This window comes from Microbulbifer hainanensis (assembly GCF_014904735.1).
Classification (GTDB): domain Bacteria; phylum Pseudomonadota; class Gammaproteobacteria; order Pseudomonadales; family Cellvibrionaceae; genus Microbulbifer; species Microbulbifer hainanensis.
In genome coordinates, this window is sequence record NZ_JACZCR010000047.1 from 167,930 (window position 1) to 188,876 (window position 20,947).

Sequence of the window (20,947 nt, forward strand, 5' to 3'; positions counted from 1 at the left end):
CGAATTAGGAGAGTATCACTGTGGAATGGGAAATCGTGATCGGGCTGGAAGTCCACGTACAGCTCGCCACCCAATCAAAACTGTTTTCCGGCGCCAGCACCCAGTTTGGCGCTGCACCCAATACCCAGGCCTGCGCCATCGACCTGGCCATGCCGGGCACCTTGCCGGTACCGAACGAAGAGGCCTTTCGTTTCGCGACCATGTTTGGTCTGGCGATGAACGCGGAAATCGGCAAGCGCTCCGTCTTCGAGCGCAAAAACTATTTTTACCCCGACCTGCCCAAAGGCTACCAGACTACCCAGCTTGCGGAACCGATTGTCGGCCCGGGCAAAATCGAAATCCACCTGGAGGACGGCAGCAGCAAGACCGTGCGACTGCACCACGCACACCTCGAAGAGGACGCGGGGAAATCGTTGCACGAAGACTTTCACGGTATGTCCGGCATCGACCTGAACCGTGCCGGCACCCCGCTGATTGAGATCGTCTCGGAGCCGGATATGCGCAGCGCGGCGGAAGCGGTTGCCTACCTGAAAAAAATCCACAGTATCGTCACCTACCTGGGAATTTCCGACGGGGACATGTCCCAGGGCTCCATGCGCTGCGATGCCAACGTATCCGTGCGTCTGAAGGGCGAGGAAAAACTCGGCACCCGCACCGAGCTGAAAAACATCAACTCCTTCCGTTTCGTCGAGCGCGCCATCAAGGTGGAAGCCGAACGCCAGATCGATATTCTCGAGGACGGCGGCAGCATCGCGCAGGAAACCCGCCTCTACGACGCCGACAAGAACGAAACCCGCTCGATGCGCAGCAAGGAAGTGGCCAATGACTATCGCTATTTCCCCTGCCCCGACCTGCTGCCAGTCGTACTGACGGATGACTATGTGGAAAAACTGCGCGGCGAGTTGCCGGAACTCCCGGACGCCAAGAGCGCACGCTTCCAGAGCGACTACGGCCTTTCCGCCTACGACGCCGAGCAACTGACCCAGGAGCGCGCCCTGGCCGATTACTTCGAGACAGCGGCCAGGTCTTCCGGCGAAGCCAAGCTGGCCGCCAACTGGATCACCGGTGAACTGGCCGCGCTGCTGAACCGCGAGGAACTGTCCATCGCGCAGTCACCGGTGTCGGCGGAGCAACTGGCCGGCCTGATCGCGCGCATCAAGGACAACACCATTTCCAGCAAGATCGCCAAACAGGTGTTCGAGGCCATCGCCAACGGTGAGGGCGATGCGGATACCGTCATCGAGAAACGCGGTCTCAAGCAGGTATCCGATACCGGCGCCATCGAGAAAATGGTGGACGACGTGATCGCCGCCAGCGGCGCCCAGGTAGAAAACTACCGCAATGCCGACGAGGCCAAGCGCCCGAAAATGATGGGCTATTTCGTCGGCCAGATCATGAAGGCCTCCAAGGGCCAGGCCAACCCGCAGCTCATCAACCAGATTCTCAAGAAGAAGCTGGACGAACTACTGTAATCGCCACTTTGACGGGAGCGCCGCGGCGCTCCCGCCTTCCCCCGCCCTCCATACCTCGCCGCACTCCCCTCTCCGGCATACTGCTGCCACCTTTCCTCCGACAAAGACGACTGGACAAACGGAACGAATGACAGGACAGTAACCTCCAATAACCTGTAACAAGGCGCGCTGCCTGATTGCCAGCCACAGATAACGATAAGAGGTCTACGCAATGTCCGAAGCCCTGCTCAGTCATACCCGCGGTGAAACCAGTCCAGCTCTGATCAGCATGACCATCGGCGACAAGTTCGACCAGATTGTCGCCGCCTACCCGGACAACGACGCCCTAATTGTTCGCCACCAGGGGCTCCGCTGGAGCTACCGGGAATTCCGCCAGCAGGTGGATACCTGCGCCCGCGCCCTGCTGTCCCTCGGCCTGCGCAAGGGCGACCGCATCGGCATCTGGTCGCCCAACAACGCCCAGTGGACCACGCTGCAATTCGCCACGGCCAAGATCGGCGCCATCCTCGTCAACATCAATCCATCCTACCGGCTGCACGAACTGGAATATGCGCTCAACCACTCGGGCACGCGCATGCTGGTAATCGCTGAGCGATTCAAGCAGTCCGATTACACGCAGATGCTCTACGAACTGGCCCCGGAACTGGAGCAATCGCAAAAGGGGCAGCTGCAGGCGGCCAAGCTACCTGGACTGGAAACGGTGGTGAACCTGGCTGAGCGGGACTACCCAGGCATGTGGCGCTGGAATGACCTGCTCGAGGAGGCGCGCCACACCGATCCCGCGCAACTCGCCGCAGTGCAGTCCGGCCTGCATTATTCCGACCCCATCAATATCCAGTACACCTCCGGCACCACCGGCTTCCCGAAAGGCGCCACCCTCTCCCACCACAATATTCTCAATAACGGTTTCTTCGTTGCCGAAAGCATCGGTCTGACGGAAAAGGATCGCATGGTTATCCCGGTACCGCTCTACCACTGTTTCGGCATGGTGATGGGCAACCTCGGTTGTGTCACCCACGGTGCCACCATGATCTATCCGGGCGAGGGCTTTGATCCCGAGGCGGTACTGGAGACCGTGGCCAGCGAGCGCGCCACAGCCCTCTACGGCGTACCGACGATGTTTATCGCAGAGCTGGATCATCCGCGCTTTGCCGATCACGACCTCAGCTCACTGCGCACCGGTATCATGGCCGGTTCCATCTGCCCCGCGGAAGTCATGAAGGCCGTCACCGGAAAAATGCATATGCACGGAGTGCAGATCGCCTACGGCATGACCGAGACCAGCCCGGTCTCGACCCAGACCGGCGCCGACGACCCATTCGAGAAACGCGTTACCACCGTCGGCCGCACCCAGCCACACCTGGAATCGAAAGTGGTCGATCCCGCCACCGGCGATTCGGTGCCGCGGGGCACCATCGGCGAGCTTTGCACCCGCGGTTACAGCGTCATGCTCGGCTACTGGAATAACGAGGAAGCCACTCACAATGCAATCGACAGCGAGGGCTGGATGCACACGGGCGATCTCGCCACCATGGATGAAGAGGGCTATGTGCAGATCGTCGGGCGCATCAAGGATATGGTGATTCGCGGTGGCGAAAATATTTACCCGAAGGAAATCGAGGAGTTCCTCTACACACACCCGGCCGTTTCCGATGTACAGGTCACCGGTGTGCCGGACAAGAAGTACGGCGAGGAACTGATCGCGTGGGTCAAACTGCGCACAAACAGCGCAGATGTCACTGAAGAAGACCTGCGCGCATTCTGCAAGGGAGAGATCGCCCACTACAAGATTCCCCGCTACTTCAAGTTCGTCGACGATTTCCCGATGACAGTCACCGGGAAAATCCAGAAATTCCGAATGCGTGAAATATCCATCGCCGAACTCGGACTGGAGGATTAATGAGTCGGGCGGGCGTACAACACGGTTGTGCGCCCGCTGGTCACGCCGCAGACGAGAATTCGTTGCAGAATTCGGTAGTATGGCAGTATGGAAATCGTTCGACCTCCATGAATTGAACAAGGATAACCATGAAAACAATAAAAATGCTTGCCTACAGTGCCATGGCGCTGCTGTTCAGTACGGCAGTACTCGCCGCCGACCACAAAAAAGACTTCACCACTACCAGTGAACTGCGCGCGGCCCTGACCGCAGGCCAGACAACCTCCGTTCAGCTGGTCAACGATTACCTGAGTCGCATCGAAGCGCGCAACAAGTCACTGCACGCGGTCACCCAGCTCAATCCCCACGCACTCGAGGATGCCCGGCGCCTCGACCGGCTGCGCGCCGAAGGCACGTTGCTCGGCCCCCTGCACGGCATCCCCGTGCTACTGAAGGACAATATCGACACCGGCGACGGCCTCGCCAATACCGCGGGTTCAGTACTGCTCAAAGACAATATTCCACAGCGGGATGCCTTTCTCGCTGCCAAGCTGCGCTCTGCCGGCGCAATTATCCTGGGCAAGGCCAACCTGAGCGAGTGGGCCAATTTCCGCTCGACACACTCCTCCAGCGGCTGGAGCGGCACCGGTGGCCAGGCCCGCAACCCCTATGACCTGAGTCGCTCCCCCTGCGGCTCCAGCTCCGGTTCCGCCATCGCCGTCGCCGCCGGACTGGTGCCTCTCGCGGTCGGCACCGAGACCGACGGCTCGGTGACCTGCCCTGCAGCCATCAACGGTATTGTCGGCATCAAGCCCACCCTCGGCCTTATCAGCCGCTCCGGTATCATCCCCATTTCCATTCACCAGGATACTGCGGGCCCAATGGCCACTACGGTCACCGGCGCAGTACTGCTGCTGGATGCGATGACCGGCCGCGATAAGAATGACCCCGACAGCATTGCCCCCAGCGGGCGCTACGCCGATCAGCTGGTGAGCGGCGGCCTGAAAGGCCTGCGTGTCGGCGTCGTGCGCAACCTGATGGGCTACAGCCCCCAGACCGATGCAGAATTTGAAAAGGCCCTGCAGACTCTGCGCACCCAGGGTGCCACCGTCGTCGACAACACCAATATCGACACCATGGACGCCATCGAAGAAAAGGAATTCGAGCTACTGGCCTGGGACTTCAAGGACGCATTGAACGAGTACCTGGCCGGCACCACCGGCGACTACAAGACTCTGCAATCACTGATCCGCGGCAATCGCGAAAAAGCCGGCGCCGAAATGCCCTATTTCGATCAGGAAATCTTCCTGCAGGCCCAGGCATCCCGCGGGCGTGCGGAGCCGGAATACGCGGTACAGGTGGCGCGACTGAAGAAACTCGCCGGCGCCGATGGTATCGACGCGACCATGAAAAAATACAACGTGGATATTCTGGTGGCGCCCACCGTCGGCCCCGCCTGGAAGATCGATCACATCAATGGCGATCACTACCTGGGCTCCGCCACCACCCCCGCCGCTGTAGCCGGCTACCCGCACATCACCGTGCCCATGGGGTTTGTCGGACACCTGCCGGTGGGCATCTCGTTTTTTGCCGGCGCACGGCAGGAGGACAGACTGATCCGCGCTGCGTACAATTACGAGCAGGCCAGCCAGCAGCGCCGCGCGCCTGAATTTCTGGCCGGCGACCCGAACTAAACCGGACAACCCGTGTTGCAGTGATGGTGGGCCACTACTGCAACCATCGACAATGAAAGGAAAAGATTGTGAGCCTGAAAAAAGACAAGCAGAAAGTACTTGGTGAAGTCTTCGACGATGAGCGTATTTCAGGCTTTCTGATCGGCGAAGCGCCAGACGGCATGGAGCGGGACTTCTACCTGCTGGAACGCGCCTACCGCGGTATGAAGGTGGAAAACTTTGCCACTTTCGTACGCCTTTTTCAGGAACAGAACCTCGACGTGAACAGCACCGGCCCCGACGGCAAAACCCTGCTCGCCCGTATCGAGGAACACCGGCAGGGCGGTGACTACGCCGATGTACTGAAAGCGGCCGGCGCCCACGCTTGAGCGGAGCCGGATCATGACTTCCAACCCGATACACGGTGTCGACGCACTGGTGAATGGCGCCCGCCTGCTGACCCGACCGGAGCTGCGCCGCTTCGTAATCATTCCGTTGCTGATCAACCTGGTACTGTTTATCGCGCTCACCGTGGTGATGCTGTCGCAGCTCGATGGCCTGGTCGACTACCTCAGCAGCCTGGTTTCCAACACCCCGGTCAATACTGAACACATGTCCTGGTGGCGGGCGATCATGGCCAAGGGTGCCGCCTGGGCTGCCGCAGTATTCCACTGGCTGGCCTGGTTGATAGCCGTTGCCGTCGCCCTGCTGTTTCTGTTCGTATACGGCTACATCTTCAGCATCATCACCAACATCATTGCTGCGCCTTTCAACGGCTTCCTCGCTGAGAAAGTCGAAACAATGCTGACGGGCCAGGCACCGCCGGCGGAATCGCTGGGGCGCATGGTGTGGCGTACCCTGGGGCGCGAACTGCGCAAGTTGCGCTATTTTATCGGCTGGGGGTTACTGATTTTTGTCCTCGGCCTCTTCACCAGCTGGACTGTATTCGTACCCGCCGTCATGAGCGCCCTGTGGGGCGCCTGGTGTATGGCGATTCAATATATCGACTACCCACTGGACAACCACCAGCGTCCCTTCGATGAGCTGAAAAGTGTGCTGCTGCGGCGCAAACTGACGACGCTCAGCTTCGGCGGTACCGTGATGCTGGCGAATATGGTTCCAATCCTGAACATCTTCGTCATGCCCGCAGCGGTGGCCGGCGGTACGGCACTGTGGATCGAGCGACTGCGGCAGCATGGCGATCCGGGCACCAACACACTGCCAGTTGAGAAATAATCCGGACTTGCTCAGAAGGCCCCTTCGAGAAAAGCCAGAAAGGCGTCCAGTTTAGGTGACAGGTCGCGTCGCTGCCCGTAGACCGCAAAGCGCGGTCGCGGGGACTGCTGCCAGTCTGGCAGCACTCGCAGCAGGGTGCCCCGTTCTAGCTCTGCGGCCACCATATAATCATAGAGATTGGCAACACCCAGGCCTCCCAACGCCGCCGCCAGCAGCACCTGGTAGTTGTCCGCGCGGAAGTCGCTGTGAGGGGCGACGGTGTGGCACTCCCCATCGCGCCACAGGTGCCAGCGCTGGTCGCCCGAACGCCCACTGTAGAGCAGTGCCGGATACGGCGAACTGTTCCCGCAGTCCAGTTCAGCCGGATCTCTGGGCACTCCCCTTTTATTCAAAAACTCTGGCGCAGCCACCAGCAACCGCTGCTGGCTGCCCAGTCTCAGCGCGTAGACTCCGGCATCCTCCGCCGGTGGCACGGAGCGAATAGCAACATCAATCCCCTCACCGGTCATGTCCAGCATGCTGTCACTGAGAATCAGGTCTAACCCTATATCGGGATAGTCTCGCTTGAACCGTGGCAGTTGCGGCCCCAGGGCAAACTGCCCCAGCGCGGTGGGGGCGGTAATTCGCAAACGACCCGATGGACGGTGGCTGCTGGCCGCGACCTGCTCCTCCAGAGAAAGCAGCTGCGCCAGAATCTGCTCCGCCTGCGTCAGGTATAGGCGACCACTGTCTGTCAGGCTTTGCTGGCGAGTCGTGCGGTATAGCAGCTTCACCGAGAGCAAGGCTTCCAACTGGGATACTGACTTGCTCACCGATGAGGTCGTCATATCCAGTGCCGCGGCAGCTTTGGTGAAGGACCCGAGTCGCGCCACTTGCTGGAAAACCCGCATCAACTGGAACCGATCGACCGCACGGGACATTGACTCTTTCCTTAAAAGAAAAATACATTTCGAAAACGCCCCAATTATTTCCTATACGGCGCAAAATTACACTGGTCTCTTCATCACTTCGCGAGGAGACCGTCATGCACAAGCTTGCCCTACCGGCAGTACAAGCACTCTTTTCTTTACTGCTACTGATTTCGCCCCCACTGTCAGCCTCCTCCTGGCCGTCACTGGAGGCGGATCTCGAACCTCTGGCTCTGTCGCTGCCCCAAGGCTGGGTCCTCGGTGAAGCGGCCGGAGTGGAGATTGATCAGCGGGGCCACCTGTTCGTATTCAACCGCGGCCCCCACCCGCTGCTGGAATTCGACGCCCGGGGCAGGCTGTTGCGTGAGATTGGCGCCGGCCTGTTCGAAAATCCTCACGGGCTGCGTCTGGAAGGCGACGGCATCTGGACCACCGATACGGGCACCCACCTGGTATTGCGTTTCTCACCAGCGGGGAAAGTCACTATGGTGTTGGGCATGCGCGGCAAAGCCGGCACAGGGTGGTTTGACCGCGACTACAACCTGACCCTGTTCGACCAGCCCACCGATGTCGCACTGGACAGTAAGGGGAATATTTATGTCACCGACAAGGGCAACGCGCGCGTAGTGAAATTCAATGCAAAGGGTCAGGTCCTCACGCATTGGGGCAGACAGGGCGACGCACCGGGCGAATTCAATTTTCCGCACTCCATCCGTATCGACCCAGACAACCGCGTGTTCGTCGCTGACCGGGAAAATCGGCGGATACAGGTATTCGGTCCTGAAGGCGACTTGCTGGAGACCTGGGATCACATCGGTTACCCGTACACGCTCAGCTGGGATACTAAGGATCACTTGTGGGTAACCGATGCCCGCGCAGAGCGTGTATTGAAACTGGATCGGGAAGGGAAAGTCCTCGGCGCCTACCAGGGTACACCCGGCCGGGGAGAGAAGCAGTTTGGTTTTGTGCACGGGATCGCGGTTTCCCCACAGGGCACCGTCTACTTGTCAGAGATTCTGAACTGGCGCCTGCAGCGCCTGCTGCCGCACTCCTAGCAATTTAAAAGCCACAGAGGCTGCGCGACCACTGCGGGCGCAGCCGGCCGATTTTCTGCCGTGTATTTTTATCCTGGTAGATAGCGGCCCTGCCGTATGTTCGGCAGCGGCCGCAATTCCGATCGAACTAATCCACCATGCTCCGGTTGCAGTAAGTTGCCTGCTCGAAGTCACGGACATTCATAGCGATATAAGCAGTATCTGGAAACAAACTCGTCAGCTTGCGAACGATGGAATTCGACAACTGCGCCTTCTGTTCGGTGGTGCGGCCCTCCATGATATCGGCAAACACGTGGATAAAGCTCACCTTTCTATTACCCACTGCATACTTGCCGAAAGGTCTGACACGTACTTTTATATCGTTTTCTTCAAACAACCCCGAAGCATGTGCGGTCACATGCACTTGCTCGATAATAAATTCCTCGGGTTGAACCGTTAACACATCATCTGAACAGTCAATCACAAAGTGGGGCATAGAGAACTCCTTTCCATATTCAACGATAACGATGCCGCAAACACGGCCGCACTATTTTACACTTCCTGACTGGCTGCAATTACATTCAATATGGATTTTCTTTCTTTAATTATCAGCCCTCCGCCGGCGTCAACATTGCCACCATCTACCAAATCAATTCGCCGGGGAAAGCGAACCCGTCCCAAAATACTCTTACCGAAAAACTTAGATAACTACTAACTAGATCATAGTGATTTAGCATTAGTGACGTGAGGGAAAGTGATCGAATAGTCTTTCGCGAAAACCACGGATGGCAGGGGTACCACTGAACCGAACCCATACGCATCAGATCCGGATACAAAAAAGGGCGAACACAAAGGTTCGCCCCCAAAGAACTACGATTTAATTGCAGTCGGTTAAACCGCACCCTCTTCGATCTTTGCTTTCCAGATCAGCGGCCCGGTTTCATGCACCGAGTCGCCCTGGCTGTCGACAGCCACAGTCACCGGCATATCCTCGACATCAAACTCATAGATGGCTTCCATTCCCAGCTCCGGGAAGGCCACCACTTTCGCGTCTTTGATCGCCTGGGCCACCAGGTAGGCGGCACCGCCGACAGCCATCAGGTAGACCGCCTTATTGTCGCGGATCGCCTCGATGGCAACGGGGCCGCGCTCGGCCTTGCCGATCATGCCCAGCAGGCCGGTCTCTTCCAGCATGGTGCGGGTGAACTTGTCCATGCGCGTGGCAGTGGTGGGGCCAGCTGGACCGACCACTTCCTCGCGCACCGGATCCACCGGGCCCACGTAATAGATAAAGCGGCCAGACAGGTCCACCGGCAACTTCTCGCCACTGGCCAGGATATCGACCATTTTTTTGTGCGCCGCATCGCGACCGGTCAGCATCTTGCCATTCAACAGCAGGGTTTCGCCCGGCTGCCAGCTCAGCACGTCTTCGCGGGTCACTTCGTCGAGGTTCACACGGCGGGTGTTGCCGCCGGCCTCGCGGGTGATTTCCGGCCAGTCTTCCAGCTTCGGCGGAGTCTGGCGCGCGGCACCGGAACCGTCCAGGGTAAAGTGGGTGTGGCGGGTGGCGGCGCAGTTGGGGATGATTGCCACCGCCTTGTTGGCGGCGTGGGTCGGGTAGTCCTTGACCTTCACATCCAGCACGGTCGTCAGGCCACCGAGACCCTGGGCACCGATACCCAGTTTGTTGACCTTGTCGTACAGCTCCAGGCGCAGTTCCTCGGCGCGATTGGATGCACCGCGTTCCTGCAGCTCCTGGATATCGATCGGATCCAGCAGGGATTCCTTTGCCAGCAGCATTGCCTTCTCGGCGGTACCGCCGACACCGATGCCCAGCATGCCCGGCGGGCACCAACCGGCGCCCATCTGCGGCACCATCTTCAGTACCCAGTCGACCACCGAATCGGACGGATTCAGCATCGCGAACTTGCTCTTGGCCTCGGAACCGCCGCCCTTGGCCGCCACGTACACCTCGACAGTATCGCCGGGCACGATTTCGTAATGGATGACCGCCGGGGTATTGTCGCCGGTGTTTTTGCGGGCGCCGTCCGGGTCCGCCAGGATTGAGGCGCGCAGCACGTTGTCCGGATTCATGTAGGCGCGGCGCACACCTTCGTTGACCATGTCGGTCACACTCATGTCCGCTTCCCACTGCACATTCATGCCCACTTTCAGCTTCACGGTCACGATGCCGGTATCCTGGCAGATCGGACGGTGGCCCTGGGCACACATGCGGGAGTTGATCAGGATCTGCGCCATGGCGTCCTTGGCCGCCGGGTTGGCTTCCTTCTCATAGGCCTGGTTGAGGGCCTGGATGAAGTCCTGCGGGTGATAGTAGGAGATGAATTGCAACGCGTCGGCGACGCTGTCGATCAGGTCATCCTGGCGGATAGTGGTCATAGCCGGCTCCGGTTTACGTCTCGAGGCGGGCGATTTTACACGATTTGGCGCGCGTTATGCGTATCCCTTGTGGTGCTTCGCCAGAACAAACAGGAATGGTGCCGCGCAGGGGGCTATCGCGGCAACTTAAACAAGAGTCACCGGCGGGACTCAGGTCACCGCCGCGATGACGGAAGCCGCGCCCAGTCGCCGGCGAGCCGGCTTAACGGTGCTGGGCCACGTCCCTCTCCGCGCGCGCCAGGTGACGCTGCTGGAACCCCGACTGATGGGCGAGCAGCCGGTAGGTCAGGATTTTCGCGCGGTTGTTGACCACCAGCCAGGCCAGCGCGTAGCCCCACACCGCCAGCGCGTACTTCCAACCAATGGGCTCGACGAACCAGCCGTACACAGCTGCCAGGGTACCGATAATCTTGGTGGCAAAGGTGACCGAGAAGAATTTCCAGTCCGGCCACGGTCGCTGCCACAGTGCGCCGGAATTGCGGGTCACGAATATCGTCAAGTGACCCGCGACCAGTAACTTGAGAAAGATCAGCGACTGGATAGTCTCCCGCGGCAGCCGCAGCCCCTCCTCCGCATACCAGAACAGGCCAAAGCTCGCGATGACGCCCAGTGTGCCGAGCACCGCCGATACCACCAGCACTCGCTGCATCTGCCAGCGCACGGGCCGCGGAGCAACCGGTGCCCTGTCATAGGCGATCATCATGATGGGAAAATCGTTGAGTAGTGCGATGATCACGATCATCACCGCCGTGACGGGATAAAAATTGAAAATGATGATCGACAGCGTCATGAACAAGAGAACCCGAATGGTCTCGGCGATGCGGTAGATCGCATAGCTGTTCATACGCTCGAAAATACGCCGCGCTTCCTCGATTGCCGCGGTGATCACCGACAGTCCCGGTGCGGTCAGCACCAGATCGGCGGCGGCGCGGGCCGCTTCGGTGGCACCGCTGACCGCGATACCGACATCCGCCTGTTTCAGCGCGGGGGCATCGTTGACACCATCGCCGGTCATACCGGCGATGTGCCCCGCACTCTGCGCTGCCTTGACCAGTCGGAACTTGTGCTCGGGATAGACCTGGGCGAAGCCATCGGCGCGGGCAATGGCGGCCGCATCGATCTCTCGGGTCTCGTCTTGAAATACGTCCTGCGCCTTTAAGATGCAGTTGCCGAGTTTCAGTGTCGAGGCAATCTCACGGGCAATCGCAAGGTGGTCACCGGTAACCATCTTGACGTCGATGCCGCGCTCGCGCGCGCTGGCGATCGTCGCGGCAGAATCCTCGCGCGGCGGATCGAACAGCGCCAACAGCCCGAGGTAGTGCCACTGCCCTGCAGCGTCGGTGCGCGCCACGCCGAGGGTGCGGAAACCGTGACCGGCCTGTTCGTCGACCGCCTGCGTCAAGCGCTTCTCCAGATCCGCATCTATGTTGCACAGCTCGGCAATCGCTTGCGGTGCGCCCTTACTGACCTGGAATTCGCCATCGGGGCCAGCGACGCTCGCCTCCGTGCGCTTGCCCACCGGGTCGAAGGGGTGGAAGTGCCGGATCTCGCAACCGTCCAGGACACTGGCGTCGGCGAGGCCATCGAGTATCGCCTGGTCGATGGCATCGGGGGATTCGCGGTCGCTCGCCAGCGCCGCGACGCGGATCAATTCGGCGGCATCTATGTCTTCGAACAGGGCCGGCTCGCCGAGCGTCAGGCGGTTCTGCGTCAGAGTGCCGGTCTTGTCGGAGAAGAGCACATCCATGCCGGCCATCTCTTCGATCGACACCAGCCGCGCGACGATCGCCTTCATGCGTGCAAGCCGCTCGGCACCGACCGCCATGGTCACCGACAGCACCGCCGGCAGTGCCACCGGAATCGCGGCAACCGTCAGCACCAGCGCAAACAACACGGTGTCGATCAACGGGTCGTGGCGGAACAGGGCGATGACCAGGATCAGCGAGACCAGTGCCAGGGTGACGAGGATCAGGAAGTTACCGATGCGCAGCACCGCGCGCTGGAAGTGCGACGTCGCCCCGGCCTGCTCCACCAGCCCCGCCGTCTTGCCAAACAGCGTATTCATGCCGATGGCCGTGACAACTGCGGTCATCTCGCCCTGGCGGGCAATCGAGCCGGAATAGGCCTCATCGCCCACTGCGCGGTCCACCGGTAGAGATTCCCCGGTCAGCGCCGACTGATCGACACTCAGGTATTCGCCGTCGATCAGCACCACATCGGCCGGCAGTATGTCGCCGAGTTTGACCCGCACGATGTCACCGGGAACCAGTTGATCGGCAGGGATATCCGCCCACTTGCCACCGCGCAGCACCCGCGCTTTCAGAGCCAGCTGGCGCTTGAGCATCGCAATGGCGTTGTCGGCCTTGTGCTCCTGCCAGAAGCCGACACCTGCGTTAATCACCAGCATTGCGAAAATGATGAAGAAGTCTGCCCAGTGGCGCACGACCGCCGACAGGATCGCCGCAACCTCGATCATCCAGGGAATCGGCCCCCACAGGAAAGACAGCAACTTCTTCCAGGCGGGCTCCGCTTCTTCGGTGATTGCATTGGGGCCGTAGCGCTCGCGGCGGCTTTTCACTTCCGCATCGGTGAGTCCGTCCTTGCGGTCGGTTTCGAGCTCACGCAGCACTTCTTCGGGACTGTGGGATTGGCGGGAATCTGTCATTGCATCGCCACTTCGTACATCTAGGGCCTGTTAACAGTGAATTCGACGGCCGCCCGCCGGCGGCAACGTTACCCGGTTATCAATCGCCGTTGAAATGCGGCCGATAGACGAAATTCAGCATAGTTGTTGTAGCCCGGTAATGTTACCCGCAGCCCCGCAGCTGGAGAGAAATGTTGTCGACGAAGACGGCCAAGCGTCGTCCGCCAATGCAAGGATGGTTTGCTCGGACCGGATTCCGACAACAGAACGCCGGCGATCTAAGACTCGAACGCTAAGACAGGATGGGTGGATAGTGATGGCGGAGGCGGGAAATGAACGGAGGGCGTCACGTGACGCCCTCACGTTACAGGCAGTTAGAGTTACTACCTGTTAGAGGTTACATGGACGAGGCGGTGGAACCACCCTGCAGGCTGCGGATAGCCTCGCGCAGCTGCACTATGTCCTTGTTCACTGAACGGCGATAGGCGTCGATAGACTCCACGGCCTCCTCGTTGGCGCCGACGCGCGCGGTCAGCTCCGTGCGTACAGAGGCCAGCTGGCGCTCCATCTTGGCCAGCGCATCTTTGGTATCGCGCTGGCTGGTGGTATTGGACTTGCGCAGTTCTGCCAGGGCCGATTCCACCGCGGCGATCTTGTTGACGCTCGCGCTCAGGCCATTGACCTTGCCAGACAGGGTCGCCAGCTCTTTCTTGACCGCGGCGGCACTCTTGGCCGCAGAGGCCGCAGCGCTCTTGTTCGAGGCAATATCCTTGCGGTTGGTATCGTAGGACACGCCCCACAGCTTGCGGATTTCAGACGCGTTGTCCTTGACCTTGGCATTGAGCACTTCCACTGATGCCGAAGACTCCTCGTCCGACATTTCAAAACGCTTTTCCAGCTCGGCGATGCGGCTGTCGGCGTCAACCAGCTTCACCCGGGTCGCCTGCCACTGGTTGTAGAGAAAGGCCGCCGCACCGACGCCTGCCAGCGCAATGATCAGCGCCACCGCGGCCAGCGCGGAGGAACCACCGCCACCACTGCGCTCCTCGCCAACGGGGCCCGCCACGGGCTCCCGCACCGGGGCACTGCGGCCAATCGGCTTGTTGTCCAGTTGCGGCTCAAGAGCGGCACTGCTGCCGTCCAATGTGGGCTCTCTGCGTTGCATGTTTAAAAATACCCGATATTTTTAAAGGGCCCGCGCACTGCTGGCGGGCTTGTGGTTGGTCGAATTCAGCGGCAGTTATACCAAAAACTGACGAAAAAGTAATCGGTTTCCGCCTAAGCCTAGCAGGTGGCACCAGGCGTCGCCTCTATGGGTCATTGGAGTTTCAGTGTGCATAAAAGTGCCGTTTCCCCGCTCTGGCGCAATAAATCGATCAAATTCCGACCACAAATGACAGCCGCGCTCTTGCGTTTTCAGAAATAGGCCCCACTACGCTGTATTCAACCCCGCCGCGGGTTAATTAAGGCAACCCGCGCGTGTAGAATGCCCTCACCAAATAAACCCGTGACAAGACAAAGGAAGGAAGACACCATGGCTCACGTTCTCCCCGAACTTCCCTACGCGATGGATGCCCTGCAGCCGCACATCTCCGAAGAGACCCTGCAGTACCACTACGGCAAACACCACAAGACCTATGTGGACAAACTGAACGGCCTGCTGGAAGGCACCCCGGATGCCGACAAGTCCCTCGAGGAAGTCATCAAGTCCTCCTCTGGTGGCGTATTCAACAACGCGGCCCAGATCTGGAACCACACCTTTTACTGGAACTGCCTGAGCCCCAACGGCGGCGGCGAAGCGACCGGTGCCGTGGCCGAGGCCATCAACGCCGCTTTCGGTTCTTTCGACAAGTTCAAGGAAGAGTTCACCAACAGTGCCGTGAACAACTTCGGCTCCGGCTGGACCTGGCTGGTCAAGAAGGGCGACGGCTCCGTGGCCATCGTCAACACCTCCAATGCCGGAACGCCGCTGACTGAAGCGGACCAGACGCCGCTGCTGACCTGCGACATCTGGGAACACGCCTACTACATCGACTACCGCAACGCGCGGCCGAAGTACATGGAGGCCTTCTGGGCACTGGTGAACTGGGACTTCGTGAACCAGAATTTCGCCTAATATCTAGTGCAAAGCACAAAAAAGCGGGCCTCTGGCCCGCTTTTTTGTTGAGATCGTGGAGAAGAAGAATGGACATTAAAAAATTTCGTTTAACGCTGCTCGCCGCCCTGTTCGGCTCGCTGCTGCTGGCCGGCTGTGACCAGGGGCAGGACAAGGCAGCCAACGAGCCACAGGTCAAAGCGGGGGAGAAAAGCGCCCAGTCCCAGGCCGGTGAGAGCGCCAGCCAAACAGAGGCAGCAACCAGTACTGGCGATCCCCAGGTCATTGCCCAGGCCAACCAGCTGTTTGAAGACCAGTTCCAGGAGCTGCTCGCGCGCAGTCCGGAATTCGAAACAGCTCTGGGAATCAAGAAAAACTACGGCAAGTGGGACGACCTGTCGGACGAATTCTCCGCGGAAACGCACCAGATCAAGCAGCGTCAACTGACAGAGCTGGAGAAACTCGATCCAGCCAAGCTGGACGCCCCCACGCGCCTGAGCCTCGAACTGGCCAAAGACAACCTGAAGATGGATATCGCGGGTTACAAGTGGCGGCTGTACAACTATCCGGTCAACCAGATGTTCGGTACCCACTCCGACGTGCCGTCACTGCTGATCAACCAGCACCGCGTCGACGATGTCAGCGATGCCCAGGCCTATATCGCCCGCCTGAACGCCCTGCCCCAGCACTTCGACCAGTTGATTGCCGGCATCAAGGAACGCGCGGACAAGGGCATCATTGCCCCCAAATTCGTTTTTCCCTATGTCATCAGCGACAGCAAAAACCTGATCCGCGGCGCACCGTTTGACGACGGCGAAGACAGTACCCTGTTTGCCGACTTCAAGGGCAAGGTGGACAAGCTCAATATCGACGCGAAACAGAAAGAGCAGCTGATCGCCGATGGCAAAAAAGCGCTGCAGGAAAGCATGCAACCCGCTTATGAAAGCCTGATTGCCTATCTCGGCGAGCTGCAAAAACAGGCCACCACTGACGATGGCGCCTGGAAATTCCCCGACGGCAACGACTTCTATAATTTTGCCCTGAAGCGCACCACCACGACCGACCTGACCGCCGAACAGATTCACGAGATCGGCCTCAAGGAAGTCAAGCGCATTCACGATGAGATGCGTGGCATCATGAAGGAGGTGAATTTTGACGGCAGTCTGCAGGACTTCTTCAAGTTCATGCGCACCGACGCGCAATTTTACTACCCGAACACCGACGAGGGCCGCAAACGCTACCTGAAAGAAGCCACCGCGGTGATTGACGATATGAAGGCGCACCTCGATGAGCTTTTCATTACCAAGCCCAAAGCCGATCTGGTGGTCAAAGCGGTAGAGCCCTACCGGGAAAAATCTGCCGGCAAAGCGTTCTACGAGCGCCCCGCCCCGGACGGTTCCCGTCCCGGTATCTACTACGCCAATCTCTACAACATGAAGGATATGCCCACCTACCAGATGGAGGCGCTCGCCTATCACGAGGGTATTCCCGGCCACCATATGCAGATTTCCATCGCCCAGGAACTGAAGGATATTCCGAAGTTTCGCAAATTCGGCGGATACACGGCCTATGTAGAGGGTTGGGGGCTTTATTCAGAGCTGACACCGAAGGAAATCGGCTTCTACAAGGATCCGTATTCGGACTTCGGCCGCCTCGCGATGGAACTGTGGCGGGCCGCCCGCCTGGTCGTAGACACAGGTATTCACCACAAGAAGTGGACGCGCGAACAGGCGATCGACTGGCTGTCCGAAAACACCCCCAACCCCAAAGGGGATGTGGTCAAGGCCATCGAGCGCTACATCGTCATGCCCTCCCAGGCGACCGCCTACAAGATCGGCATGCTGAAGATTCTCGAATTGCGCAAGAAAGCCAAAAATGAGTTGGGTGACCAGTTCGATATCCGGGCCTTCCACGACACGATTCTGGCCAACGGTGCGGTACCGCTGGATGTACTGGAAGAACTGGTGGACAAGTGGATCGCCGAGGTCAAAACTCAGCAGGCATAAACTGACGTTATCGACCGTTTAAAAGGGCCGCATTGCGGCCCTTTCTTATTTTGACACTGATGTGTGACAGCTGCCCTGGCAGCCCTTCAGGGCTTGACCGGTGAAACGAATTCATCCGGTTTTAATGCCAGTAGTGAACAGCTCACCTTCTGCAGGATATTTTCCGCCGTATTGCCCATGATGAACCCGGGTATCCCCGTGCGCGCTAACGTGCCCATGACCAGGATGTCGAAGTGGCGTTCCTCGATCAGCTGGGGGATAAACCGCTCCGCCTGGGCGATGGCGTGGTGGATTTCCATGGCGCCGCCGATACCCGCCTCCTGAATCAGTGCATCCAGCTTGCTGCGATGGCTGGAGCCGGCGCGTTCGATAATCCGTTCCAGTTCTTCATCGGAAACATTGATCGGCACATGGTGGCGCAGGTATGCATCTACGTCGTATTCCCAGCAAGAAACCACGTGCAGCGTGCCACTGCAGGTGTCCGCCAGATCCCGGGACAACCGCAACAGCCGAATGGAAAGGTTGCGGTCTTCGACACTCTCGCTCTCCGGGTCGATCGCCACCACCACATTGATCTCGGCGCGAGGGCGACGAATCGGGCGACATAGCCACACCGGGCTCGGGCACTTGCGCAGTAACTCCATATCCATGGCGCGAAAGCCACTGCGACGTTGTTTGCCCTCGACTTGTTTGACGACCAGGTCGAATCCCTCGCGCTGTACCCGCCGGATGACGCGCTCAGCCGGTGTGCTGCCGCAATTCACGGAGATCGACACGGGCAGCCCCTCTTCGCTGAGTTCCAGATTGACCCGCACTTTACGCAGCGTGTCCTCGACATGGTTTTTCAGGCCTTCGATATAGGCCCCCCGGTACTCTTCGAATTCACCGGGCAGGCTCGGGCACACGACTTCGACTTCCAGCGTGGCGCCACTGTAATCTGCCACAGCGGCAGCCTGCATCAAGCCGTCGCTCTCATCGCCAACCCCGTGGCTGACAAACAAAATGTTATGAAAATTCCGCATAACAAAACCCTGAAGCCAATATTCCAATGAATTAAAAACTTTCCCGGCATCCACTTTTAACTCTAGCTGCCACAATTGTTTCAGTGGCTCAGCAATCTGCCCGCAGAGCCAGCCGGTCTAGGGAAGGAATATCGTGGCATTCGGACAACTGCGCGCTTTCCGTATGGGTATTGATACTCACGAGGAACCGATCGTGTTTATGCGCGACGATTGCGCCATCTGCCACGCCGAGGGTTTCACCGCCAATACCCGCCTGCAGATCCGCGCCGGCGATCGCAGCCTGATCGCCACGTTGAACATGGTCAGCGCATCGATGCTTCCGGAAGGCGCCATCGGCTTTTCCGAGAGCAGCTGGCAGTTTTTACGGCTGGAAGCGGAACAGCGGGTACGGGTACGCCATACACCGATCGTCCATTCCCTCAGCGCGCTGCGCAAAAAGATCTATGGTCACGAGCTGAATGCGATGGAAATCCAATCCATCATTCGCGATATCAATCACCGCCTGTATGCGGACATAGAAATTGCCAGCTTCCTGACCGCCTGTGCCGGCGAGCGCCTGAATACCGCCGAGGTGATCGCGCTGACCCGGGCCATGGTCGGCGCAGGCAAGACCATCCACTGGCCCAATTACACCCGGATTTTCGATAAACACTGCATCGGCGGCCTGCCGGGTAATCGCACGACGCCGATCGTGATTGCCATCGTGAGTGCCGCCGGTCTCGTGATCCCGAAAACCTCCTCGCGCGCGATCACCTCGCCGGCCGGCACTGCCGACACCATGGAGGTGTTGACCGAAGTCGACCTGACACTGGAACAGCTACAGGATGTCGTCAATAAAACCGGCGCCAGCCTGGCGGCCGGCGGTCGCGTCGGACTCAGTCCGACCGACGAGCTTCTGATCCGAATTGAGCGCGCACTCGATCTGGACAGCGAGGGACAGTTGGTGGCCTCGGTACTGTCGAAAAAAATTGCCGCGGGCGCCAATCATATCCTTATCGATATGCCCGTGGGCCCTACTGCCAAATTGCGTAGCCGTGCCCAGGCGGAGCGCCTGACCGGCCTGTTTCACGCTGTCGCCGCAGCACTGCAACTGCAGCTGCGCTGCGTCATCACCGACGGTACCCAGGCCATCGGCGACGGCATAGGCCCTACGGAAGAGGCCCGCGACGTTCTCGCCGTTCTGCAAAACCGCGCGGATGCCCCGGCGGATCTCGCCGAGCGCGCACTTTTTCTCGCCGGCGAATTACTGTCGATGCATTCTGGAGAAGTGGAAAGTACCACTGAAGCCACAGCACGGGCGCGGGAAATCCTCACTTCCGGTCGGGCCTGGGAGCAGTTCCGGCGCATCTGCATCGCCCAGGGTGGGCTGAAAGAGATTATCGAGGCACCGCACCACGTAGAGTTGCGCTCCAATCGCAGCGGACAGTTACTGTCGATGGACAACCGCCGTCTGGCACAACTGGCCAAGCTGGCCGGTGCCCCCTCCTCTGCGGCGGCCGGCCTGCGCCTGCGGGTCAAGGTCGGCACCACCATCACCAGCGGCCAGCCACTCGCCACGCTCTACGCGGATACCGTCGGCGAACTGGCCTACGCGCGGGACTATTTTCGCGAAAACCGCGATCTGTTCGAAATCGGAGCCTCACCGTGAAGCCACTACTATTCACGCTGGAAGCCGGGCTGCCACTGTTCCAGCCGCTCTGTCGCCAGTTGGCGGCGGAGATCGGCGAACTGGAATCCCGGCAATTTCCAGATGGCGAGAGCTACCTGCGTATTCCCGCTCCGGTCACGGGAAGACACTGCGTCCTGCTTGCCGACCTGAGCCATCCCGACCCCAAATTCCTGCCACTGCTGTTCCTCGTCGCCACACTGCGGGAACTCGGCGCCGCCTCCGTGGGCCTGGTGGCCCCGTACCTTTGCTACATGCGACAGGACCGCCGCTTCCAGCCCGGCGAGGCGCTGACGTCGCGGATTTTTGCCCAGCACCTGTCGCGGGAACTGGACTGGCTCGTCACTGTGGATCCGCACCTACATCGCTATCACTCACTCGACGAGATTTACACGATTCCAGCCCGGACCCTGACCGGTGTGCCGCTGCTTGCGGACTGGCTCAGGCAGCGCGGCGAAACCTGCCTGCTGGTGGGGCCGGATGCGGAAAGCCGCCAGTGGGTGGCAGAAATCGCCGCACAAACCGGATTGCCGTTTATTGTCGGGCACAAGGAGCGCCGCGGTGATCGCGATGTGGTTGTGACTCTGCCAGCAATTCCCCCCGAACAGACGGCGATAAAGAGCGCGGTCATCGTCGACGACGTGATTGCCAGCGGCCATACCATCCTGCAAACGATTGCGTCCCTGCGCTCGGTGGGTATCGAAACGATTGACTGTATCGCCGTACACGGGGTCTTCGCCGGCAATGCAGAGGTGCTTGTGCGCGGCAGCGGGCTGCGGCAACTGGTTACCAGCAACAGCATTCCCGGCAGCTCGGCGAAGATCGACTTGAGTCCGCTACTGGCCGAACCGATCCGGGAACTACTGGCGGGCGCCGGGGGCTCGCCCACTACCGTCAACGGAGACTGACCAC

At 59.7% G+C, this 20,947-nt stretch carries 16 protein-coding genes; 10 read left to right on the plus strand and 6 right to left on the minus strand.

Annotated features, from left to right (window positions below; all coding sequences use genetic code 11):
• The first annotated feature begins 20 nt into the window (after positions 1-20).
• The 5 genes from gatB (at position 21) to cysZ (ending at position 6,260) form a co-directional block, all read left to right on the plus strand.
• On the plus strand, positions 21-1,472 hold the full coding sequence (gatB, locus tag IG168_RS18045) for an Asp-tRNA(Asn)/Glu-tRNA(Gln) amidotransferase subunit GatB (RefSeq protein WP_193165991.1): 1,452 nt from the start codon (positions 21-23) through the stop codon (positions 1,470-1,472).
• Between the two features lie 211 nt (positions 1,473-1,683).
• Positions 1,684-3,372 carry an AMP-binding protein gene (locus IG168_RS18050; protein ID WP_193165992.1) on the plus strand — a complete coding sequence of 563 codons (1,689 nt, stop codon included), beginning with the start codon at positions 1,684-1,686 and terminating at the stop codon, positions 3,370-3,372.
• A gap of 128 nt (positions 3,373-3,500) precedes the next feature.
• Complete coding sequence (locus tag IG168_RS18055; RefSeq protein ID WP_193165993.1) at positions 3,501-5,045, plus strand: amidase; 1,545 nt, start codon at positions 3,501-3,503, stop codon at positions 5,043-5,045.
• Positions 5,046-5,113: 68 nt separating this feature from the next.
• Positions 5,114-5,413, plus strand: a complete 300-nt coding sequence (locus IG168_RS18060) for a PA4642 family protein (RefSeq protein ID WP_193165994.1) — start codon at positions 5,114-5,116, stop codon at positions 5,411-5,413.
• 13 nt (positions 5,414-5,426) lie between these two features.
• Positions 5,427-6,260: a sulfate transporter CysZ gene (gene cysZ, locus IG168_RS18065; protein ID WP_193165995.1), complete on the plus strand. Its 834-nt coding sequence runs from the start codon at positions 5,427-5,429 to the stop codon at positions 6,258-6,260.
• A gap of 11 nt (positions 6,261-6,271) precedes the next feature.
• Here the strand turns inward: cysZ and IG168_RS18070 are convergent, their stop codons facing one another.
• Positions 6,272-7,180, minus strand: coding sequence for a LysR family transcriptional regulator (locus IG168_RS18070; RefSeq protein ID WP_193165996.1), 909 nt, complete (start codon positions 7,178-7,180; stop codon positions 6,272-6,274).
• 104 nt (positions 7,181-7,284) lie between these two features.
• Here IG168_RS18070 and IG168_RS18075 point away from each other — a divergent pair, with 104 nt between their 5' ends.
• Positions 7,285-8,223 (plus strand): peptidyl-alpha-hydroxyglycine alpha-amidating lyase family protein, encoded by a 939-nt coding sequence (locus IG168_RS18075; RefSeq protein WP_193165997.1) that lies wholly within the window; start codon positions 7,285-7,287, stop codon positions 8,221-8,223.
• Positions 8,224-8,350: 127 nt separating this feature from the next.
• Here IG168_RS18075 and IG168_RS18080 read toward each other — a convergent pair whose 3' ends face one another.
• The 4 genes from IG168_RS18080 to IG168_RS18095 all read right to left on the minus strand — a co-directional run bounded on the left by IG168_RS18080 (position 8,351) and on the right by IG168_RS18095 (position 14,411).
• The gene (locus IG168_RS18080) at positions 8,351-8,698 is read right to left on the minus strand and encodes a 5-carboxymethyl-2-hydroxymuconate Delta-isomerase (RefSeq protein ID WP_193165998.1); all 348 of its coding nucleotides are present in this window, start codon (positions 8,696-8,698) and stop codon (positions 8,351-8,353) included.
• 395 nt (positions 8,699-9,093) lie between these two features.
• Positions 9,094-10,602, minus strand: a complete 1,509-nt coding sequence (locus IG168_RS18085) for a fumarate hydratase (RefSeq protein ID WP_193165999.1) — start codon at positions 10,600-10,602, stop codon at positions 9,094-9,096.
• Between the two features lie 202 nt (positions 10,603-10,804).
• Positions 10,805-13,267: a plasma-membrane proton-efflux P-type ATPase gene (locus IG168_RS18090; RefSeq protein WP_193166000.1), complete on the minus strand. Its 2,463-nt coding sequence runs from the start codon at positions 13,265-13,267 to the stop codon at positions 10,805-10,807.
• A 376-nt stretch (positions 13,268-13,643) separates the two neighbouring features.
• Positions 13,644-14,411 (minus strand): hypothetical protein, encoded by a 768-nt coding sequence (locus tag IG168_RS18095; RefSeq protein ID WP_193166001.1) that lies wholly within the window; start codon positions 14,409-14,411, stop codon positions 13,644-13,646.
• Between the two features lie 369 nt (positions 14,412-14,780).
• Between IG168_RS18095 and IG168_RS18100 the strand changes: the two genes are divergently transcribed.
• A complete protein-coding gene (locus tag IG168_RS18100) occupies positions 14,781-15,362 on the plus strand; it encodes a superoxide dismutase (protein ID WP_193166002.1) in 582 nt (193 codons plus the stop codon).
• 68 nt (positions 15,363-15,430) lie between these two features.
• Positions 15,431-17,347: a DUF885 domain-containing protein gene (locus tag IG168_RS18105; protein ID WP_193166003.1), complete on the plus strand. Its 1,917-nt coding sequence runs from the start codon at positions 15,431-15,433 to the stop codon at positions 17,345-17,347.
• 86 nt (positions 17,348-17,433) lie between these two features.
• Here the strand turns inward: IG168_RS18105 and IG168_RS18110 are convergent, their stop codons facing one another.
• A complete protein-coding gene (locus IG168_RS18110) occupies positions 17,434-18,369 on the minus strand; it encodes a universal stress protein (protein ID WP_193166004.1) in 936 nt (311 codons plus the stop codon).
• 133 nt (positions 18,370-18,502) lie between these two features.
• Here IG168_RS18110 and IG168_RS18115 point away from each other — a divergent pair, with 133 nt between their 5' ends.
• Together IG168_RS18115 and IG168_RS18120 are read left to right on the plus strand one after the other, a co-directional pair.
• Positions 18,503-20,017 (plus strand): thymidine phosphorylase family protein, encoded by a 1,515-nt coding sequence (locus IG168_RS18115; RefSeq protein WP_319024751.1) that lies wholly within the window; start codon positions 18,503-18,505, stop codon positions 20,015-20,017.
• On the plus strand, positions 20,014-20,943 hold the full coding sequence (locus IG168_RS18120; protein ID WP_193166005.1) for a ribose-phosphate diphosphokinase: 930 nt from the start codon (positions 20,014-20,016) through the stop codon (positions 20,941-20,943). The genes IG168_RS18115 and IG168_RS18120 overlap by 4 nt, the downstream gene beginning before the upstream one ends.
• Positions 20,944-20,947: the final 4 nt, after the last annotated feature.

What these genes read in the sequence shown, in the direction of transcription:
- IG168_RS18080 (WP_193165998.1), bottom strand. Translation starts at nt 8,698, where the DNA reads ATGCCCCACTTTGTGATTGACTGTTCAGATGATGTGTTAACGGTTCAA.
- IG168_RS18075 (WP_193165997.1), top strand. Translation starts at nt 7,285, where the DNA reads ATGCACAAGCTTGCCCTACCGGCAGTACAAGCACTCTTTTCTTTACTG.
- cysZ (WP_193165995.1), top strand. Translation starts at nt 5,427, where the DNA reads ATGACTTCCAACCCGATACACGGTGTCGACGCACTGGTGAATGGCGCC.
- IG168_RS18105 (WP_193166003.1), top strand. Translation starts at nt 15,431, where the DNA reads ATGGACATTAAAAAATTTCGTTTAACGCTGCTCGCCGCCCTGTTCGGC.
- IG168_RS18095 (WP_193166001.1), bottom strand. Translation starts at nt 14,411, where the DNA reads ATGCAACGCAGAGAGCCCACATTGGACGGCAGCAGTGCCGCTCTTGAG.
- IG168_RS18110 (WP_193166004.1), bottom strand. Translation starts at nt 18,369, where the DNA reads ATGCGGAATTTTCATAACATTTTGTTTGTCAGCCACGGGGTTGGCGAT.
- IG168_RS18070 (WP_193165996.1), bottom strand. Translation starts at nt 7,180, where the DNA reads ATGTCCCGTGCGGTCGATCGGTTCCAGTTGATGCGGGTTTTCCAGCAA.
- IG168_RS18085 (WP_193165999.1), bottom strand. Translation starts at nt 10,602, where the DNA reads ATGACCACTATCCGCCAGGATGACCTGATCGACAGCGTCGCCGACGCG.
- IG168_RS18055 (WP_193165993.1), top strand. Translation starts at nt 3,501, where the DNA reads ATGAAAACAATAAAAATGCTTGCCTACAGTGCCATGGCGCTGCTGTTC.
- IG168_RS18050 (WP_193165992.1), top strand. Translation starts at nt 1,684, where the DNA reads ATGTCCGAAGCCCTGCTCAGTCATACCCGCGGTGAAACCAGTCCAGCT.
- IG168_RS18100 (WP_193166002.1), top strand. Translation starts at nt 14,781, where the DNA reads ATGGCTCACGTTCTCCCCGAACTTCCCTACGCGATGGATGCCCTGCAG.
- IG168_RS18090 (WP_193166000.1), bottom strand. Translation starts at nt 13,267, where the DNA reads ATGACAGATTCCCGCCAATCCCACAGTCCCGAAGAAGTGCTGCGTGAG.